The 17,639-nt window shown below is 68.6% G+C and carries 17 protein-coding genes; 11 read left to right on the top strand and 6 right to left on the bottom strand.

All coding sequences use genetic code 11. The annotated features are described in order from the left end of the window. Window positions 1–139: 139 nt before the first annotated feature. From JCM7685_RS05735 to JCM7685_RS05710, 6 genes are all read left to right on the top strand, one after another. Window positions 140–1,639, top strand: a complete 1,500-nt coding sequence (locus JCM7685_RS05735; RefSeq protein WP_074965934.1) for a replicative DNA helicase — start codon at window positions 140–142, stop codon at window positions 1,637–1,639. Continuing rightward, entirely contained in the window at window positions 1,636–1,998 is a 363-nt protein-coding gene (locus JCM7685_RS05730) for a DMT family protein (protein ID WP_074965933.1), read from the top strand. The genes JCM7685_RS05735 and JCM7685_RS05730 overlap by 4 nt, the downstream gene beginning before the upstream one ends. Before the next feature lie 49 nt (window positions 1,999–2,047). Further along, entirely contained in the window at window positions 2,048–3,256 is a 1,209-nt protein-coding gene (locus tag JCM7685_RS05725) for a multidrug effflux MFS transporter (protein ID WP_074965932.1), read from the top strand. Window positions 3,257–3,317: 61 nt separating this feature from the next. Continuing rightward, window positions 3,318–4,712: a helix-turn-helix domain-containing protein gene (locus JCM7685_RS05720; protein WP_074965931.1), complete on the top strand. Its 1,395-nt coding sequence runs from the start codon at window positions 3,318–3,320 to the stop codon at window positions 4,710–4,712. A gap of 421 nt (window positions 4,713–5,133) precedes the next feature. Continuing rightward, entirely contained in the window at window positions 5,134–6,423 is a 1,290-nt protein-coding gene (locus JCM7685_RS05715; protein WP_074965930.1) for a M23 family metallopeptidase, read from the top strand. Continuing rightward, complete coding sequence (locus JCM7685_RS05710; protein ID WP_074965929.1) at window positions 6,413–6,922, top strand: bactofilin family protein; 510 nt, start codon at window positions 6,413–6,415, stop codon at window positions 6,920–6,922. Before JCM7685_RS05715 ends, JCM7685_RS05710 begins: the two co-directional genes overlap by 11 nt. 57 nt (window positions 6,923–6,979) lie before the next feature. Here the strand turns inward: JCM7685_RS05710 and JCM7685_RS05705 are convergent, their stop codons facing one another. The 4 genes from JCM7685_RS05705 to JCM7685_RS05690 form a co-directional block, all read right to left on the bottom strand. Continuing rightward, complete coding sequence (locus JCM7685_RS05705) at window positions 6,980–7,831, bottom strand: DUF2189 domain-containing protein (RefSeq protein ID WP_074965928.1); 852 nt, start codon at window positions 7,829–7,831, stop codon at window positions 6,980–6,982. A 54-nt stretch (window positions 7,832–7,885) separates the two neighbouring features. After that, window positions 7,886–8,383: a pantetheine-phosphate adenylyltransferase gene (gene coaD / locus JCM7685_RS05700; protein WP_074965927.1), complete on the bottom strand. Its 498-nt coding sequence runs from the start codon at window positions 8,381–8,383 to the stop codon at window positions 7,886–7,888. Between the two features lie 106 nt (window positions 8,384–8,489). Next, window positions 8,490–8,927, bottom strand: coding sequence for a CBS domain-containing protein (locus JCM7685_RS05695; protein WP_074965926.1), 438 nt, complete (start codon window positions 8,925–8,927; stop codon window positions 8,490–8,492). A 99-nt stretch (window positions 8,928–9,026) separates the two neighbouring features. Further along, window positions 9,027–9,920: a LysR family transcriptional regulator gene (locus JCM7685_RS05690; RefSeq protein WP_074965925.1), complete on the bottom strand. Its 894-nt coding sequence runs from the start codon at window positions 9,918–9,920 to the stop codon at window positions 9,027–9,029. A gap of 107 nt (window positions 9,921–10,027) precedes the next feature. On the opposite strand from JCM7685_RS05690, the gene JCM7685_RS05685 reads away from it, so the two are divergent. From JCM7685_RS05685 to JCM7685_RS05665, 5 genes are all read left to right on the top strand, one after another. Then, on the top strand, window positions 10,028–11,527 hold the full coding sequence (locus tag JCM7685_RS05685; RefSeq protein ID WP_074965924.1) for a CoA-acylating methylmalonate-semialdehyde dehydrogenase: 1,500 nt from the start codon (window positions 10,028–10,030) through the stop codon (window positions 11,525–11,527). A 115-nt stretch (window positions 11,528–11,642) separates the two neighbouring features. After that, window positions 11,643–12,791, top strand: coding sequence for an acyl-CoA dehydrogenase family protein (locus tag JCM7685_RS05680; protein WP_074965923.1), 1,149 nt, complete (start codon window positions 11,643–11,645; stop codon window positions 12,789–12,791). Further along, window positions 12,788–13,795, top strand: coding sequence for an enoyl-CoA hydratase/isomerase family protein (locus JCM7685_RS05675; protein WP_074965922.1), 1,008 nt, complete (start codon window positions 12,788–12,790; stop codon window positions 13,793–13,795). Before JCM7685_RS05680 ends, JCM7685_RS05675 begins: the two co-directional genes overlap by 4 nt. Further along, on the top strand, window positions 13,792–14,667 hold the full coding sequence (mmsB, locus tag JCM7685_RS05670; protein WP_074965921.1) for a 3-hydroxyisobutyrate dehydrogenase: 876 nt from the start codon (window positions 13,792–13,794) through the stop codon (window positions 14,665–14,667). Before JCM7685_RS05675 ends, mmsB begins: the two co-directional genes overlap by 4 nt. Window positions 14,668–14,746: 79 nt before the next feature. Beyond that, window positions 14,747–15,076 (top strand): hypothetical protein, encoded by a 330-nt coding sequence (locus JCM7685_RS05665; protein WP_074965920.1) that lies wholly within the window; start codon window positions 14,747–14,749, stop codon window positions 15,074–15,076. Here JCM7685_RS05665 and recN read toward each other — a convergent pair. Both recN and JCM7685_RS05655 read right to left on the bottom strand, forming a co-directional pair. Further along, on the bottom strand, window positions 15,073–16,716 hold the full coding sequence (gene recN, locus JCM7685_RS05660; RefSeq protein ID WP_074965919.1) for a DNA repair protein RecN: 1,644 nt from the start codon (window positions 16,714–16,716) through the stop codon (window positions 15,073–15,075). The two genes, JCM7685_RS05665 and recN, sit on opposite strands and share 4 nt — an antisense overlap. Before the next feature lie 30 nt (window positions 16,717–16,746). Further along, on the bottom strand, window positions 16,747–17,589 hold the full coding sequence (locus tag JCM7685_RS05655; RefSeq protein ID WP_074965918.1) for an outer membrane protein assembly factor BamD: 843 nt from the start codon (window positions 17,587–17,589) through the stop codon (window positions 16,747–16,749). Window positions 17,590–17,639: the final 50 nt, after the last annotated feature.

The raw sequence follows: 17,639 nt of genomic DNA, 5'->3' as shown, positions 1-17,639 counted from the left end.
CCAAATACCCATGCTCCCTTGCCAGCGGTGCAAGGGGCGGCAATTTGCTCACAGCATATCCACAGCATATCCCGATGGACCCCGCGGCGTGGAAGGTGGATAACAGCCCCCACCCGAGTCGCATGCCGGAGACCATGGGATGAGCGAATTGCGCGCCCTCGAAATCAGGAAGCCCGGCGAGATCGCCGAAGCCGCCGCCGGGCAGGCCGTGCCCTTCTCGATCGAGGCCGAGCAGCAATTGCTGGGCGCGCTCCTGACCAACAACGAAGTTTATGACCACGTCTCGCGCATCATCCAGGTGCGGCATTTCTACGACCCGGTCCATCGCCGCATCTACGAGATCTGCGCCGAGCGCATCGCCAAGAACGCGCTGGCGAGCCCTGTGACAATCAAGGCGTTCATGGAGAACGATGCCGGCCTGAAGGAACTGGGCGGCCCGGCCTATCTGGCGCGGCTGGCGGGGGCGGCGATCTCGTCCCATGCCGCGCGCGACTATGCGCAGATGATCCGCGAATTCGCCCTGCGGCGCGAGTTGATCGGGCTGGGGCAGGACATTGCCTCGCGCGCGGCCATCGTCTCGGTCAACGATTCGGCCGAGGACCAGATCAAGGAAGCCGAGCAGGTGCTCTATAAGCTCGGCGAGCAGGGTGTGGCCGAGCGCGGCTTCCAGAGCTTCCTTGCCGCCGTCACCGGGGCACTGAACGCCGCCAATGCCGCCTTCAGCCGCGGGGGCGGGCTGTCGGGGATCTCGACCGGGCTGGTCGATCTGGACGGCAAGATGGGCGGGCTGAACCGCTCGGACCTGATCATCCTGGCCGGGCGCCCCTCGATGGGCAAGACCTCGCTGGCGACCAACATCGCCTTCAACGTCGCCAAGGTGCACAAGACCGGCGAATTGCCCGACGGCAGCCACGGCACCGTGGCGGGTGGCGTCGTCGGATTCTTCAGCCTCGAGATGTCGGCCGAGCAGCTGGCCGCGCGGATCCTGTCCGAGGCGGCCGAGGTCCCCAGCGAATCGATCCGGCGCGGCGACATGACCGAGGACGAGTTCCGCCGCTTCGTGAATGCCGCGCATGATCTGCAGAACTGCCCGCTCTACATCGACGACACCCCGGCGCTGCCGATCAACCAGCTGGCGGCGCGGGCGCGCAAGCTCAAGCGCACCATGGGGCTGGATCTGCTGATCGTGGACTATCTGCAGCTGCTGCGCGCCGCCACCGCCAAGGACAGCCGCGTGAACGAGGTCTCGGAGATCACCCAGGGCCTCAAGGCCGTCGCCAAGGAGCTGGACATTCCCGTCATCGCCCTGTCGCAGCTGTCCCGCCAAGTCGAAAGCCGCGAGGACAAGCGGCCGCAGCTGTCCGACCTGCGCGAATCCGGCAGCATCGAGCAGGACGCCGACATCGTCATGTTCGTCTTCCGCGAGGAATATTACCGCGAGCGGGAAAAGCCCGCCGACCACGACCTCGACAAGATGGCCAACTGGCAGCAGATCATGGAAGCCTGTCACGGCAAGGCCGAGGTCATCATCGGCAAGCAGCGCCACGGCCCCATCGGCACGGTCGAGCTGTCCTTCGAGGGTCGCTTCACCCGCTTCGGCAATCTGGAAAAACATCGCAGCTGGGATCGGTCCGAATGAACCTGCCCGTGCCTTTCGTGACGGTCGGCCTGCTGATCCTGTCGAACCTGTTCATGACCGTCGCCTGGTATGGCCATCTGAAGTTCAAGACTGCACCGCTGATCACCGTGGTCCTGATCAGCTGGGGCATCGCCTTTTTCGAATATCTGTTGCAGGTGCCGGCGAATCGCTTCGGCTACGGCTATTTCAGCGCCGCGCAGCTGAAGACCATCCAGGAGGTGATCAGCCTTTCGGTCTTCGTGCTGTTTTCCTGGCTCTGGCTGGGCGAGAAGCTGACCTGGAACATCGCCCTGGGCTTCGGCTTCATCTGCTTCGGCGCCTTCCTGATCTTCCACCGGTTCGGAGGCGCCGCGCATTGAACCTCGCACCGGCGGTTGCCTTTGCCTGCCGGACGGGCAATCTGACGCCATGACCACCCCGACCCATCCCGCCGCGCGGCAACCGCATCTGATCACGCTCGTCTCGATCTCGGCGACGGGCGCGCTGTCGATGAACATCTTCCTGCCCTCGCTGCCCGCCATGGCGCGGGATTTCGGCGTGGAATACGGCTTCATGCAACTGTCGGTCTCGGCCTTCCTGGCGGTCAGCGCCGTGCTGCAACTGCTCTGCGGGCCGATCAGCGACCGTTTCGGGCGCCGGCCGGTGGTGCTGGGGTCCTTCGCCATCTTCCTGCTGGCGACGCTGGGCACGCTGATGGCCCGCGATCCGGGCTGGTTCATGGCCTTTCGGCTGGTGCAGGCCGTCGTCACCACCGGCTTCGTCATCAGCCGCGCCGTGGTGCGCGACATGGTTCCGGCCGAGCAGGCCGCCAGCATGATCGGCTATGTCACCATGGGCATGTCGCTGGTGCCGATGATCGCGCCGACGCTGGGCGGGGTGCTGGACGAGACGCTGGGCTGGCGCGCCAGCTTCGTCGCCATGGGCGTCGCCGGCCTCGGGGTCATGGCGCTGTGCAGCTGGGACCTGAACGAGACCGCGCGCGGCGGCGGCGTGCCGCTGCGCCAGCAGATCGCGACCTATCCGGTGCTGGCGCGGTCGCAACGCTTCTGGGGCTATGCGCTGGCGGCGACGCTCAGCGCCGGGTCCTTCTATGCCTATCTGAGCGGCGCCCCCTTCGTCGGCCAGGTGGTGCTGCACCTGTCGCCGGCCGAGGTCGGCTATTGGTTCGCCGGCCCCTCCATCGGCTATGCGCTGGGGAATTTCCTGTCGGCGCGCTATTCGACGCGGATCGGCATGAACCGGATGATCCTGGCGGGGGCGCTGATCTGCTCGGCCTTCCTGCTGGCGGCGCTGCTGGTGGACCTGGGCGGCGGGCTGACGCCGCTGGTCTTCTTCGGCGCGGTGGGTTTCATGGGGCTGGGCAACGGCATGCTGCTGCCCAATGCCAACGCCGGCATGATGAGCGTGCGGCCCGAGCTTGCCGGCACCGCCAGTGGGTTGGGCGGCGCCATGGCGGTGGCGGGCGGCGCCGGGCTGGCCGCGCTGGCCGGGGCGCTTCTGCATGACGATACCGGCGCGGCGCCGCTGCTGATCATCATGGCCGGTTCGGCCATGGCCTCGATCCTGTTCATCCTCTGGGTGATGATCCGCGAGCGGCAGGTGATCCGGCGCGGCTGATGCCTCTTGCCGGGATGCCTTTGCAAAGCGTATCCCTGTCTTTGCAAAGACAGGAAGTCCGATGGCCACCCAAAAGATCTATGCCGGCGTCGCCCTGCGCGAGACACGCTCGCGCGCCGGGCTGACGCAACGCGCCTTCGCCGACCGGCTGGGGGTCTCGCTGCCCTATCTGTCGCAGATGGAGAACAACCACCGCCCGGTCTCGGCCGGGGTGCTGCTGAAGCTCGCCTCGGAATTCTCGGTCGATCTGGGCGCCATGGCGGTGGGCGATGCCGAGCGCATGGTCATGGACATGGCCGAGGCGCTGGCGGACCCGCTGTTCGACAGCGCGCCGCCCCGCGCCGACCTGCGGCTGGCGGCGACCAACGCCCCGGCGCTGGCCCGCGCCTTCCTGGATCTCTACCGCGCCCATCGCGAGGGGCAGGAGCGGCTGGCAGCGATGGACGAGGCGCTGGGGGCCGGCGCCCAGAACGCCACCCCCTCGCCCTGGGAAGAGGTGCGCGACTTCTTCCACTATTGCGACAATTACATCGACGCGGTGGATCGCGCGGCCGAACATTTCGCCCGCCTGCGTCCCGGCCTGCACCCGCTGGAACGGGCCGTCGCCGGCCTCGCCGAGCGCGGCATCGAGGTGACGCAGGCGGAACTCGGCTCGGGCGCGGTCTATCTGCGCGCCGGCAAGCGCATCACCCTGAACGCGGCGGCCGAGCCGGCGACCCAGGCCTTTCAACTTCTGCACCTGCTGGCCCTCGAAAGCCGCGGCGACCTGCTGGAGGCAACGCTGGAACTGGCGCGCTTCCGCAGCGCCTCGGCCCGCGACATCGCCCGGCTGGGGCTGGCGAACTATTTCGCCGGCGCGGCGATGATGCCCTATGCCCGCTTCCTGGAGGCCGCACGGACCGAGCGGCACGACCTCGAACGGCTGGCGCATCTGTTCCACGCCTCGCTGGAACAGGTGGCGCATCGGCTGTCCACCATGCAGCGCGGCGGCGACCGCGGCGTGCCGTTCTTCTTTGTCCGCGTCGATCAGGCCGGCACCATCACCAAGCGCCATTCCGCGACCCGGATGCAGTTCGCCCGCTTCGGCGGCGCCTGCCCGCTGTGGAACGTGCACCAGGCCTTTGAAACGCCGGGGCGATTCCTGCGCCAGTTGGCCGAGACGCCCGACGGCAAGCGCTACCTGCTGCTGGCCCGCGACGTGTCGAAGCCGGCCGGCGCCTTCGGCGCGCCGGTGCGCCGCTTTGCCATCGGCCTAGGCTGCGAGGTCGGCCACGCCCGCGATCTGGTCTATGCCGACGGGCTGGACGTCGGCAATCCGCAGCTGTTCGAGCCGATCGGAGTGTCCTGCCGCATCTGCCCGCGACCCGCGTGCCATCAGCGCTCGGTGCCGCCGGTGGACCGGCATATCCGCATCCCGCAGGACCGGCCCGGCCCCCTGCCCTATGAGATCGCCTGAAACCGCCGCAAACGCCGCAACTCCGTCCGGGTTCCCGCAAGAAGCGGACTGCGCGGCAGAATCGCAACGGCGGGGGTCGCGAAAGCCCTGCCGCTGCCCGCCAGCCCGGCAGGCGCGACCGCCTAGGCAGAAAGTCGCAGGCAGTCATCCCTCCGGGTTGCCCGCAAGAGTTTTCCGGCGCGATACCATCGACTTGGCCGGAACAAGGCGCATTTCAATCGATGATTGATAGCGCCGTCCCAAGGGGACACCGGCGGTTATCCACCCGTCCTCCGCCCCCGGATCGGCGTCAATCCGCCCAAGGGTTGAGCATATATTCCAGCAATGTTGCGCTTTGAGCACAGGTCGGATTTACCCGGCGCAGCGCCGCGACCGCCCCTCTGCCGGGCCGGACCGGCGGAAACAACATGGACCCGGGACATTGCGCATTACCCATAGCCTGAATTCGGTGCTCGAGCGCTGGCTGCCGGAGCAGCGGCTCTTCCTGAAGTCGGACAAGACCACCCGCTTCCTGCGGCTGCGTCCGGCGACCCAATTCATCGCCCTTGGCGGCATCGCCCTGGTCTTTGGCTGGAGCATCATCGCCAGCTCGATCCTGGTCATCGACGCGGTCAGCGCCGGGTCGTCGCGCGATCAGGCCCGCCGCTCGCAGACCGCCTTCGAGACCCGGCTGACCGATCTTTCCGCCGAGCGCGACAGCCGCGCCGCCGAGGCCGCCGCCGCCCAGGCCCGCTTTACCGTAGCGCTGGACCAGGTGTCGCGGATGCAGTCCCAGCTTCTGGAATCCGAGGCGCATCGGCGCGAGCTGGAAACCGGGCTCGGCGCCGTGCAGACCAGCCTGCAAGACGCCGTCAAGGCCCAGCATCAGGCCGCGGCCCAGGGCCAGGACCCCGACGCCGCCCCCGCCATGCGCACCGCCGAGTTGCAGGCGGCGCTGGACATCCTTTCTGGCGAGCTGAAGCAGGCCGCCTCGGACCGCGCCGATGCGGTGCAAGAGGCGCAGGACGCCCGCCGCATGGCCGAGGCGGTGACGCTGGAGCGCGACCAGATCGTCGCCCGCAACGACAAGATCCTGGCGCAGCTCGAAGACGCGGTCTCGGTGTCGGTCAAGCCGCTGGACGACATGTTCCGCAGCGTCGGCATGAACCCGGACGAAATCCTGCGCACGGTGCGGCGCGGCTATTCCGGCCAGGGTGGGCCGCTGAACCCGATCGGCTATTCCTCCAGCGGCAATGCCGAGATCACCCAGGGCGAAGCCAAGGCCCAGGAGATCATGATCACGCTGGACCAGATGAACAGCTATCGCATCGCGGTCGAGAAGATGCCGCTGGCGATGCCGGTGCAATCCACCTTCCGCTACAGCTCGCCCTTCGGCCGCCGCTGGGGCCGCTCGCACGAGGGCATCGACATGGCCGCGCCGGTCGGCACCGCCATCTATGCCACCGGCGAGGGCACGGTGATCTGGGCCGGCTGGCAGCGCGGCTACGGCAATCTGGTCAAGATCCAGCACGAGCTGGGCACCGAAACCCGCTATGGTCACATGTCCAAGATTCGCGTGAAGGTCGGCCAAAAGGTATCGCGCGGCAGCCGGATCGGTGATATGGGAAATACCGGCAGGTCGACCGGCTCGCATCTTCATTATGAAGTCCGTGTCAACGGCCGCGCCGTGGATCCCATGAGCTTCATCAAGGCAGCCCAAAATGTTTTCTAAGACCCGTGTGACCGAACCCGGCCCCCGCACCCAGCCGACGCCCGAGCCCGAAACGCGCAGCCTTGACACCACCTACGACATTCCCGCCTCGGCCCCGGCCGCGCGCAATCGCACCGCGCCTTCGGTCCTGTCCCCGGACCTGACCGTCACCGGCAATATCCAGACCCAGGGCGACATCCAGGTCGAGGGCACGGTCGAGGGCGACATCCGCGCCCATCAGCTGGTCGTCGGCGAAAGCGCCACCATCCGCGGCGAGATCGTCGCCGAAGAGGTGGTGGTGAACGGCCGCGTCGTCGGCCGCGTCCGCGGCCTGAAGGTGCGCCTGACCGCCACCGCCCGCGTCGAAGGCGACATCATCCACAAGACCATCGCCATCGAATCCGGCGCCCATTTCGAGGGTTCGGTGCAGCGCCAGGAAGACCCGCTTGCCAATGGCGTGACGCCGAAACTGGCGCCGCCCGCCGCGCGCCCGGCCCCGGCCGCCGCCAGCGCCGATTGATCCCTCATCCTTCGCGAGCCTTTCGGGGCGGCCTTCGGGCCGCCTTTTGCATGCGGCTCAGCCGTCCGGCATCAGCCGGCGATACATGTGCCAGCTGGCGTGGCCCAGCACCGGCAACGCCACGAAAAGTCCCAGGAACATCGGCAGGATGCCCAGGAACAGCAGCGCCGCGATCACGAAGGCCCAGACCAGCATCACCCCGGGATTGGCGGCCACCGCCTGGAAGCTGGCGATGATCGCCGAGACCAGATCGACCTCGCGGTCCAGGATCAGCGGCAGCCCGACCACGGTGATGGAAAACAGCACCGCCGCGAAGCCGGCGCCGATCAGCGTGCCGACGGCCAGCATCGCCAGCCCGCGGCCCTGCAGCAGCAGTTCCGGCGACGAGGTGATGTTGGTCAGCGACGACACGCCCATGAACAGCGCGAAGGTGGTATGGGCAACGAAAACCCAGAACATGAACATCAGCAGGATGACCATGGCCATCGAGGGCACCTGCCGGTCCTTCTGCGCCACCACCACCGACAACACCTCGCGCCAGATCAGCGGCTGGTCGGCTTCGATCCGGCGGCTGACCTCGTAGAGCCCGACCGCGGCGAAGGGCGCGATCAGCGGAAAGCCGACGACGAAGGGCATCAGCCACCATTCCTGCCCCGCCGCCGAGGCCACCGCCGTCAGCACCAGCCCGCCCAGCACATAGAAGGCCGCAAACAGCAGGCCGAAGGCCGGGGCGCGGCGGAAGTCCTGCCAGCCGGCACCCAGGGCGGCGCCGATGGCGCCCAGTCCGACCACTTCGGGAAAGGGCACCTCGTCCGGGCCGGGATCGGGCATCGGGTCGGGCATGGGTGGCCGCTCCGGCTCGGGGATGGGCAGGGGAATGGGCTTGGGGTCCGAATCGGTCACGACCATCTGCTCCTCCTTCAACGCCGGGAAGGTTAGCAGGGAAGCGGTAAAGAAAAAGCCTCAGCGCGCAAAGCGCTGCGCCAGGGCCTGGTTCACCGCCGGCGAGACGAATTTGGACACGTCCCCGCCCAGTCGCGCGATTTCCTTGACCAGTTTCGAGGCGATGGCCTGGCGCCGGGCATCGGCCATCAGGAAGACGGTCTCGATGCTGGCGTCCAGCGCCCGGTTCATGCCGACCATCTGGAATTCGTATTCGAAATCCGCCACCGCCCGCAGACCGCGCAGGATCACCGTGGCGCCGACGTCGCGGGCGCAGTCGATCAGCAGGTTCTCGAACGGATGCACCACGATCTCGCCGCTGGCGCGGGCGGCGACGATGCGGTCGCATTCCTCGCGCACCATGGCGACCCGGTCCTCGAGCGGGAAAAGCGGGCCCTTGTCGCGGTTGATGGCGACGCCGATCACCAGCCGGTCCACCAGTTCCAGCGCCCGCTGGATGATGTCGAGATGGCCCAGCGTGATGGGATCGAAAGTGCCTGGGTAAAGCCCGATGCGCATGATGGGTGCTTCTCCTCGCCGCCTTCCCGCAGTCAAACAGGGTTTTGCGAGGCTATGCAAGGCCTTGTCCCGCCGCGGCGTTGCGCGCGGCGGGACGGGGACGGGCTCAGTTGCCCATGATCATCCCGGTCAGGGCCTCTTTCTCGGCCGCCAGTTCCTTGAGCCGGGCCGAGATCACGTCCCCGATGGACACCAGTCCCACCATCTCGCCCGAATCGTCGACCACGGGCAGGTGGCGGAAGCGGCCCTGCGTCATCAGGTTCAGCACGTCCAGCCCGCTGCTGCCGGTGGTGCAGGTGATCAGCTTGCGGGTCATCAGCTCGCTGATCGGCAGGTCCAGCACCGAGGCGCCCCGCCTGCCCAGCTCGCGCACGATGTCGCGTTCCGACAAGATGCCCAGCGGCACCTTGCCGTCGTCGGAAACCACGATCGCACCGATGCGCTTCTCCGACAGCAGCCGGGCGGCATCCGCCACCGTGGCGTCGGGGGCGACGGTGAAGATTTCGCCGCTGGCTTTCATCGACAGGATCTGGTTGACGAGCATCTATTCCTCCTTGATCGGGCTGGCATGGGCTTGCCCCTGCCCTCTCAGGGTTGCCTCAACCCGCGCTTGCGTCAAGCCCCCCCTCTGTCGCACCCGACCTCAGGGGGACAGCTGTGCCTGAAGCCGCGCCACTTCGGCGCGGATGCCCTGCGCCAGCACATCCGCCAGCCGGTTCATCCGCTGCGAGCGGCGGTCGTCCTGGTGCCGGATCAGCCAGAAGCTGCGGGTCAGCGACAGCCGGTCGGTCAGGATGCGCCGCACGCCGGGGCAGAAGGGAATGGCGAAGTCGTGCACGATGCCCAGGCCCGCGCCGGCCCGGATCGCCTGCATCTGCACGGAAACGGAATTCGAGGTCAGCTGCGCCCAGTCCGCCCCGGTCTCGGCCAGATAGTCCAGTTCGCGGTCGAAGATCATGTCGGCGATATAGCCGATCATGCGATGGCCGCGCAGGTCCGCGAGCCCGCGGATCGGCGGGTGGGCGCGCAGGTAGTCCTCGTGCCCGGCCAGGTGCAGCCGATAGTCGGTCAGGCGCTGCACCACCAGCCGCCCGGCCTGCGGCTGCGAGACCGCGACGGCCATGTCCGCCTCGCGCCGCGACAGGTTGAAGACCCGCGGCAGGGCCACGATCTGGATTTCCAGCCCGGGATGCGACTCGGCCATCCGGGCGCAGACCTGCGGCAGCAGGTAGTTCGCGCAGCCGTCCGGCGCGCCGATGCGCAATTGCCCGATCAGGTCGCCGGGGCCGGTCAGCGCCTCCTCGGCGCCGGCCGAGGCCAGCTCCATCGCCTCGGCATGGGGCAGCAGCCGTTCGCCCTCGGGGGCCAGCGCATAGCCTTGCGGCGTTTTCAGGAACAGCTTCGCGCCCAGCCCCTGCTCCAGCCGCGCCACCCGGCGGCCGACGGTCGAGGCGTCGATGCCCAGCCGGCGGCCGGCGCCCGACAAGCTGTCCGCCCGCGCCACCGCCAGAAAGATGCGAAGGTCGTCCCAGTCCATCGCCACCCTTGCAAAAATGCAAAACCCTTTTGCCAGACTTCCTCTTTTTCCGGCAATGCTGCAAGTCTATGATCCATCCGAGATATGAACCCGCGGAGGCACCCCCCATGGAAGAACTGAGCCACTGGATCGACGGCAAGGAAGTCAAAGGCACCTCGGGTCGCTTCAGCGATGTGATGAACCCGGCCACCGGCGAGGTGATCGCGCAGGTGCCGCTGGCCACGCCTTCCGAGCTGGACGCCGCCATCGCCGGCGCCGCGCAGGCGCAGGTCGCCTGGGCCGCCACTAACCCGCAGCGCCGCGCCCGGGTGATGATGAAGTTCGGCCAGCTGATCCAGGACAATATGGAGGCGCTGGCCGAGCTGGTCTCGCGCGAGCATGGCAAGACCCTGCCCGACGCGCGCGGCGACGTGCAGCGCGGCCTGGAGGTGATCGAGGTCTGCATGGGCGCGCCCGCCATGCTGAAAGGCGAGTTCACCGACAATGGCGGCCCCGGCATCGACCTTTATTCCATGCGCCAGCCGCTGGGCGTGGTCGCGGGCATCACCCCCTTCAACTTCCCCGCCATGATCCCGCTGTGGAAGATGGGCCCGGCGCTGGTTTCCGGGAACGCCATGATCCTGAAGCCGTCCGAGCGCGTGCCCTCGACCTCGATCCTGCTGGCGAAGCTGGCGCAGGAGGCCGGGCTGCCCGATGGCGTGCTGCAGGTCGTCAACGGCGACAAGGAGATCGTGGACGCGATCCTGGACCATGAGGTGATCCAGGCGGTGGGCTTCGTCGGTTCCACCCCCATCGCGCAATATATCTATGGCCGCGCGGCGGCGAACGGCAAGCGCGCGCAATGCTTCGGCGGCGCCAAGAACCACATGATCATCATGCCCGACGCCGATCTGGACAAGGCGGCGGATGCGCTGGTCGGCGCCGGTTTCGGCGCGGCGGGCGAACGCTGCATGGCGATCTCGGTCGCGGTGCCGGTGGGCGACAAGACCGCCGATGCGCTGGTCGAGCGGCTGATTCCCAAGATCGAGAAGCTGAAGGTCGGCCCGTATACCGCCGGCGAGGACGTGGATTTCGGCCCGGTCATCACCGGCGCCGCCAAGGAGCGCATCGAGCGGCTGATCGCCTCGGGCGTGGACCAGGGCGCAACGCTGGTCGTGGACGGCCGCGGGCTGAAGATCCAGGGCTATGAGAACGGCTTCTTCTGCGGCCCGTCGCTGTTCGACAACGTCACCCGCGACATGGAGATCTACAAGGAAGAGATCTTCGGGCCGGTGCTCTCGACCGTGCGAGCGCAGAGCTATGACGAGGCGCTGAACCTGGTGATGGACAACGACTATGGCAACGGCACCGCGATCTATACCGCCGACGGCGACACCGCGCGCGACTTCGCCAGCCGGGTGAATGTCGGCATGGTCGGGATCAATTTCCCGATCCCGGTGCCGCTGAGCTATTATTCCTTCGGCGGCTGGAAGAAATCGGCCTTCGGCGACCTGAACCAGTACGGGCCGGACGCCTTCCGCTTCTATACCAAGACCAAGACGGTGACGGCGCGCTGGTTCTCGGGGATCAAGGACGGCGTGGCGCTGAACTTCAAGGCTATGGACTGACGGCAAAAGGGGGCTCTGCCCCCACGTCCCGCCGGCCCCTCGACGGGGTCGGCGGGACGTTCCCCCGGGATATTTCCGCACAAAAGAAGCCGGGCCGCAGCGAGGGGAGGGGAAAGTGGATTTCGCATTGACCGACGAGCAGCAGGCCATCTTCGACATGGCCCGCGACTTCGGAGCGGCCGAGATCGCGCCCGAGGCCCGCGGCTGGGAACAGGCCGGCACCATCCCCCGCGCGCTGTGGGACAAGGCCGCGGGGCTGGGCTTCGGCGGGCTTCTGGTGGCCGAGGCCCATGGCGGTGCCGGACTTTCGCGGCTCGATGCCACCCTGGTCTTCGAGGCGCTGGCCATGGCCTGTCCGTCGGTCGGGTCCTTCCTGTCGATCCACAACATGTGCGGTGGCATGATCGACCGTTTCGGCGACGCGGCCAGCCGAGCGCGCTGGCTGCCGGGCCTGTGCCGGATGGAGACCGTGTTTTCCTATTGCCTGACCGAGCCCGGCTCGGGCTCGGACGCCGCCACCTTGCGCACCCGGGCCGAGCGGGTGCCGGGCGGCTGGAGGCTGAACGGCACCAAGGCCTTCATCTCGGGCGGCGGCTACTCCGACGCCTATCTGGTCATGGTCCGCACCGGCGGCGAAGGCTCCAAGGGTATCTCGACCCTGGTGGTCGAGGCGGACACGCCCGGCCTGAGCTTCGGCGCGCCCGAGCGCAAGATGGGCTGGAAGGCGCAGCCGACCGCGCAGGTGCAGTTCGACGACTGCGTCGTTCCCGAGGAGAACCTGATCGGCGAGGAGGGCCGTGGCTTTTCCTATGCCATGGCCGCGCTGGACGGCGGTCGGCTGAACATCTCGGCCGGGGCCTTGGGCGGCGCGCAGGCGGCGCTGAACGCGACTCTGCGCTACATGGCCGAGCGGCGCGCCTTCGGCCAGACGCTGGACCAGTTCCAGGCGCTGCAGTTCCGCCTGGCCGAGATGGAGACGGCGCTGCAATCCTCGCGCATCTTCCTGCGCCAGGCGGCCTGGAAGCTGGACCGCGGCGACAGCGATGCAGGCAAGTTCTGCGCCATGGCCAAGCTCTACGTGACCGACCGCGCCTTCGAGGTCGCCAATCAATGCCTGCAACTGCACGGCGGTTACGGCTATCTTGCCGATTACGGGATCGAGAAGATCGTGCGCGACCTGCGCGTGCACCAGATCCTGGAAGGCACCAATGAGATCATGCGGCTGATCGTCGGCCGCGCCTTGCTGGCGGAGCGTGACCGATGACCGAGATGATCGTCCGCAAGGACCGCCGCGCCGGGCGCCTGACCCTGAACCGCCCGCGGGCATTGAACGCGCTGAGCCACGACATGGCGCTGGCGATCGACACGGCACTGCGGGAATGGCAGCATGATCCCGAGATGGCGCTGGTCGTCATCGACGCCGAGGGCGAGCGCGCCTTCTGCTCGGGCGGCGACATCGCCGCGGTCTATCGCGCCGGGCTCGCGGGCGAGCACCAGCGCGGGCGTGCGTTCTTTCGCGACGAATATGTCATGAACGCCCGCATCGCCGGCTATCCCAAGCCCGTGGTGGCCTTCATGCAGGGCTTCGTCATGGGCGGCGGCGTCGGCGTCGGCGGCCATGCCAGCCACCGCATCGTCGGCGAGACCACCCAGGTCGCGATGCCGGAATGCGGCATCGGCATGATCCCGGACGTCGGCGGCAGCTGGCTGCTGGGCCATGCGCCGGGCCGCTGCGGCGAATACCTGGGGCTGACCGGCGCCCGCATGGGGCCGGGCGACGCGATCTTCACCGGCTTCGCCGACAGTTATATCCCCGAGGCGGAATGGCCGGCGCTGAAGGAGCGGCTGGCCGAGACCGGCGCGGTGGCGGTCATCGCGCCCCATCCCCGCCCGCCGGCACCGCTGGAGGGCCGCGACCTTTCGGCCTTCGGCGGTCCAAGCGTGGCCGCGATCATCGCCGCGCTGGAGGCTGCGGGAGAGGAGACAGCGCTGGCGGCGCTGCGCCGCAACTCACCCTTGTCGATGGCCGCGACGCTGGCTCTGGTACGTGCCGCGCGTGGCGATCGCGACCTGCGGGAGAGCCTGGCCCGCGAACTGCGCTTTACCGCCCGCGCCACCGCCGAGAGCGATTTTCTGGAAGGCGTGCGGGCGCAGCTGATCGACAAGGATCGCGATCCGCGATGGTCGGCCGATGCCAGCGCCGCCCATGTCGCCGCCATGCTGGCGCCGCTGGGACCCGACGAACTTGGCTGGGAGGAAAGCACATGAAGATCGGATTCATCGGGCTGGGCCATATGGGTGGGCCGATGGCGGCCAACCTGGCCCGGGAAGGGCATGCGGTCGCGGGCTTCGACACCGCGGCACCGATGCCCGAGGGCGTCGCCCGGGCCGACAGCGCCGCAGCAGCCGCCGCCGGGGCCGAGGTGGTCGTGACCATGCTGCCGAACGGCGCCATCCTGCGCGGCGTGGCCGAAGAGACGATCCCGGCCATGACGCCCGGCGCGGTGTTCTGCGACTGCTCGACCGTGGACGTGGACAGCGCCCGGGCGGTGGCGCAGCAGGCGCGCACGGCAGGGCTGGGGACACTGGATGCGCCGGTCTCGGGCGGGACGGCCGGGGCGGCGGCGGGGACGCTGACCTTCATGGTCGGCGGCAGCGCCGAGGATTTCGACACGGTGCGGCCGCTTTTCGAGATCATGGGCCAGAAGGCGGTGCTCTGCGGCGATCCGGGGGCGGGCCAGGCCGCGAAGATCTGCAACAACATGATCCTGGGCGCCACCATGATCGTGACCTGCGAGGCCTTCGCCCTGGCCGACAAGCTGGGGCTGGACCGCACGAAGATGTTCGACGTGGTCTCGACCTCCTCGGGCTACAGTTGGTCGATGAACGCCTATTGCCCGGCGCCGGGCGTGGGGCCGGTCTCGCCCGCCGACAACGGCTATACGCCCGGATTCGCGGCGGAACTGATGCTCAAGGACCTGCGGCTGAGCCAGCAGGCCGCGGAATCGGCCGATGCCGACACGCCCATGGGCCAGTTGGCGGCCGCGCTCTATGCCCGCTTCGTCGAGGAGGAGGACGGAAAGGGCAAGGATTTCTCGGCCATGCTGCCCAGATTCGAAAAACGGCACCGCGACAGCTGATTTCGCGGCTTCGTGAGGGAGCCGAGTGCCGGGCCGGCGCGTTGACTCGCAATCAACGACGTCGTGCCGGGTTGCAATCATGCTGCGCCATCGCCCTCGCCTGTTCCTTGCCGTCGCCCTGGCCGCGGCGCTCGCCTCGGTCGGACTGGCCGGGCAGACCGAGCGCGGCGCCGGAGCGAATGGCGCGGCGCTGGTGGCGGCCGAGACCGCGTCGGGCGCGGCGGTGCGGGTGGGCGACCGGGTGGACCTGCGCCGGCTGCATCGCATCACCCGGCCCGGGCTTTACGGCATGAGCCACCCGCCCACCGGCAGCCGCTACGGCATCGTCAATGGCAATCTGATCCGCTACGATCCCCGGAACGTACGGGTGCTGTCGATCATCCGGCAGGTGGACCGGATCGTGGACTAGCCTTGCAGCAGCGCCCGCGCCGCCTCTTTCGCGGCCGGGGTGATCTCTTCTCCGGCCAGCATGCGGGCGATTTCGTCGATGCGCTGGCTTGCACTCAAGGGCGCGACATTCGACGTGGTCATGCCGCCCGAGACCGATTTCGCCACCCGGAAATGATGGCCCCCCAGTGCGGCGACCTGCGGGCTGTGGGTCACGACCAGCACCTGCGCCCCCTCGGCCAGCCGGGCGAGGCGCCGGCCCACCGCATCGGCGGTGGCGCCGCCGACGCCGCGGTCGATCTCGTCGAAGATCAGGGTCAGGACGTCGTTGCCGCGCGCGAGGCAGACCTTCAGCGCCAAGAGGAAACGCGACAGCTCGCCGCCCGAGGCGATGCGGTCCAAGGGCCCCGCCGGGGCGCCGGGATTGGTGGCGACGGTGAAGGCCACCGCGTCGCGCCCCTCGGGGCCGGGGTCGGCGGGGGTCACCAGCGTTTCGAACATCGCGCGCTCCATCTTCAGCGGCGCGAGTTCGGCCGCCATCGCGGCATCGAGCCGCTCGGCGGCCGTGGCGCGCTGGTCCGACAGGGCGGCGGCGGCGCTGTCATAGGCGGCGTCGGCCGCCGCCACGGCCTCGCGCAGGCGCACCAGGTCGCCTTCGCCCGCGTCGATGCGTGTCAGGCGGGCGCGCAATTCGTCGGCCAGACCGGCCAGGTCGTCGGCCAGCACGTCATGCTTGCGGGCCAGCGCACGCAGGGCGAACAGCCGCTCTTCGGTCGCTTCCAGGTCGCGCGGGTCGAAATCCATCGCCTCCAGCGCCGATTCGACGCCGGCCTGCGCCTCGCCCAGCTCGATCAGCGCGCGTTGCAGCGCGGCGGCCGGGGCTTCCAGCCGGCCCTCGGCCCGCTCGGCGGCGGCATCGAGCCAGCGCGCGGCATCCAGCATCGCGCCCTCGGCCCCCTCGCTGCCCAGGGCCTGCAAGGCGCGCGATACGTCCTCGCGGATACGCTCTGCGCCCTGCATGGCGCGGCGGCGGGTATCCAGTTCCGCCTCCTCGCCGGGCTGCGGGTCGAGCTTGTCCAACTCGGCCACGGCATGGCGCAGGAATTCCTCCTCGCCCTTCGCGGCGGCCAGGGCGGCTTCGGCCCGCTCCTGCGCCGCCCGCGCCTCGCGCCGCGCCGCCCAGGCCGCGCGCACGGGACCCAGGTCGACGGCAGCAAAGGCATCGAGCAGCAGCCGGTGGCCGCGCGGGTTCAAAAGGCCGCGGTCGTCATGCTGGCCGTGCAGTTCCACCAGCGTTTCCGACAAGAGCCGCAGCACCTCGCCCGAGGCGCGGCGGTCGTTGATCCAGCCGGTCTTGCGGCCGTCGCCGCCGTTCACCCGGCGCAGGATCAACTCGTCCGAGACGGGGAAGCCGGCCTCGTCCAGCAGCGTGCGGGCGGGATGGCCGGCGGGCAGGTCGAAGACGGCGGTGACCTCGCCCTGGCTCGCGCCCTGCCGCACCAGGTCGGCGCGGCCGCGCCAGCCCAGCACGAAGCCCAGGCAGTCGAGCAGGATCGACTTGCCGGCCCCGGTCTCGCCGGTCAGCACGTTCAGGCCCGGCCGGAAATCCAGATCCAGCCGGTCGATCAGCAGCATGTCGCGGATTTCAAGCGAACGCAGCATCACCCCATCCTGCCACGCGTGACGCGCGGGCTATAGCCACTTGCCCTGGATCACCTGGCGATAGACCCGGGTCAGCCAGCTGTCGCCGCGTGCCTCGGGCTTCAGCCCATGGCCGCGCAGTTGCGCATAGGCGTCCTCGTAGAAGGGCGAGGACTGGAAGTTGTGGCCCAGGATCGCGCCCGCCGTCTGCGCCTGGTCGTTCAGGCCCAGCGCCAGATAGGCCTCGACCAGCCGCATCAGCGCCTCGGGCGTGTGGGTCGTGGTCTGGTATTCCTCGACCACCACGCGGAAGCGGTTGATGGCGGCGGTGTAATGGCCGCGCTTGAGGTAGTAGCGCCCGATCTCCATTTCCTTCGCCGCCAAGTGGTCGAAGGCGAGGTCGAACTTCAGGATCGCCGAGCGGGCATATTCGGTATCGGGATATTGTTCGATCACCTCGCGCAGCGATTGCAGCGCCTGGAAGGTCAGGCCCTGGTCGCGGCCGATCTCGTCGATCTGGTCGTAATAGGAAAGCGCCAGCAGGTATTTCGCATAGGCCGCGTCCTCGTCGCCCGGATAGGTGTCGATGAAACGCTGGGCGGCGCCGCGCGCCTCTTCGTAGTCGCGGGCGCGGTGATAGGAATAGGCCTGCATGATCAGCGCGCGCTTGGCCCATTCGGAATAGGGGTAAAGCCGCTCGACCTCGGTGAAATACTTCACCGCGTCCTTGGGCTTGCGCGTGTTCTCAAGCTCGTATTCGCCGCGCTTGTAGATTTCCTCGGCGGTGAAACTCTCGAATGATTCCGGCGCTTTGCTGGACCCGCCGCCACAGCCGGCAAGCAGGCCGACCGACAGCACAGCCGCGACCACGGAACCCGATCTGATGCCTGTCATTCCACCCTGCCCGTCAGAAATTCATGCCGCCGCCCGGGCAGTCGGCCCGC

The organism is Paracoccus aminovorans (assembly GCF_900005615.1).
GTDB classification, from domain to species: domain Bacteria; phylum Pseudomonadota; class Alphaproteobacteria; order Rhodobacterales; family Rhodobacteraceae; genus Paracoccus; species Paracoccus aminovorans.
This window is presented reverse-complemented; position numbering and strand designations above follow the sequence as displayed.

What these genes read in the sequence shown, in the direction of transcription:
- JCM7685_RS05710 (WP_074965929.1), top strand. Translation starts at nt 6,413, where the DNA reads ATGTTTTCTAAGACCCGTGTGACCGAACCCGGCCCCCGCACCCAGCCG.
- JCM7685_RS05655 (WP_074965918.1), bottom strand. Translation starts at nt 17,589, where the DNA reads ATGACAGGCATCAGATCGGGTTCCGTGGTCGCGGCTGTGCTGTCGGTC.
- JCM7685_RS05725 (WP_074965932.1), top strand. Translation starts at nt 2,048, where the DNA reads ATGACCACCCCGACCCATCCCGCCGCGCGGCAACCGCATCTGATCACG.
- coaD (WP_074965927.1), bottom strand. Translation starts at nt 8,383, where the DNA reads ATGCGCATCGGGCTTTACCCAGGCACTTTCGATCCCATCACGCTGGGC.
- JCM7685_RS05735 (WP_074965934.1), top strand. Translation starts at nt 140, where the DNA reads ATGAGCGAATTGCGCGCCCTCGAAATCAGGAAGCCCGGCGAGATCGCC.
- JCM7685_RS05705 (WP_074965928.1), bottom strand. Translation starts at nt 7,831, where the DNA reads ATGGTCGTGACCGATTCGGACCCCAAGCCCATTCCCCTGCCCATCCCC.
- JCM7685_RS05685 (WP_074965924.1), top strand. Translation starts at nt 10,028, where the DNA reads ATGGAAGAACTGAGCCACTGGATCGACGGCAAGGAAGTCAAAGGCACC.
- JCM7685_RS05675 (WP_074965922.1), top strand. Translation starts at nt 12,788, where the DNA reads ATGACCGAGATGATCGTCCGCAAGGACCGCCGCGCCGGGCGCCTGACC.
- JCM7685_RS05690 (WP_074965925.1), bottom strand. Translation starts at nt 9,920, where the DNA reads ATGGACTGGGACGACCTTCGCATCTTTCTGGCGGTGGCGCGGGCGGAC.
- JCM7685_RS05665 (WP_074965920.1), top strand. Translation starts at nt 14,747, where the DNA reads ATGCTGCGCCATCGCCCTCGCCTGTTCCTTGCCGTCGCCCTGGCCGCG.
- JCM7685_RS05720 (WP_074965931.1), top strand. Translation starts at nt 3,318, where the DNA reads ATGGCCACCCAAAAGATCTATGCCGGCGTCGCCCTGCGCGAGACACGC.
- recN (WP_074965919.1), bottom strand. Translation starts at nt 16,716, where the DNA reads ATGCTGCGTTCGCTTGAAATCCGCGACATGCTGCTGATCGACCGGCTG.
- mmsB (WP_074965921.1), top strand. Translation starts at nt 13,792, where the DNA reads ATGAAGATCGGATTCATCGGGCTGGGCCATATGGGTGGGCCGATGGCG.
- JCM7685_RS05730 (WP_074965933.1), top strand. Translation starts at nt 1,636, where the DNA reads ATGAACCTGCCCGTGCCTTTCGTGACGGTCGGCCTGCTGATCCTGTCG.
- JCM7685_RS05695 (WP_074965926.1), bottom strand. Translation starts at nt 8,927, where the DNA reads ATGCTCGTCAACCAGATCCTGTCGATGAAAGCCAGCGGCGAAATCTTC.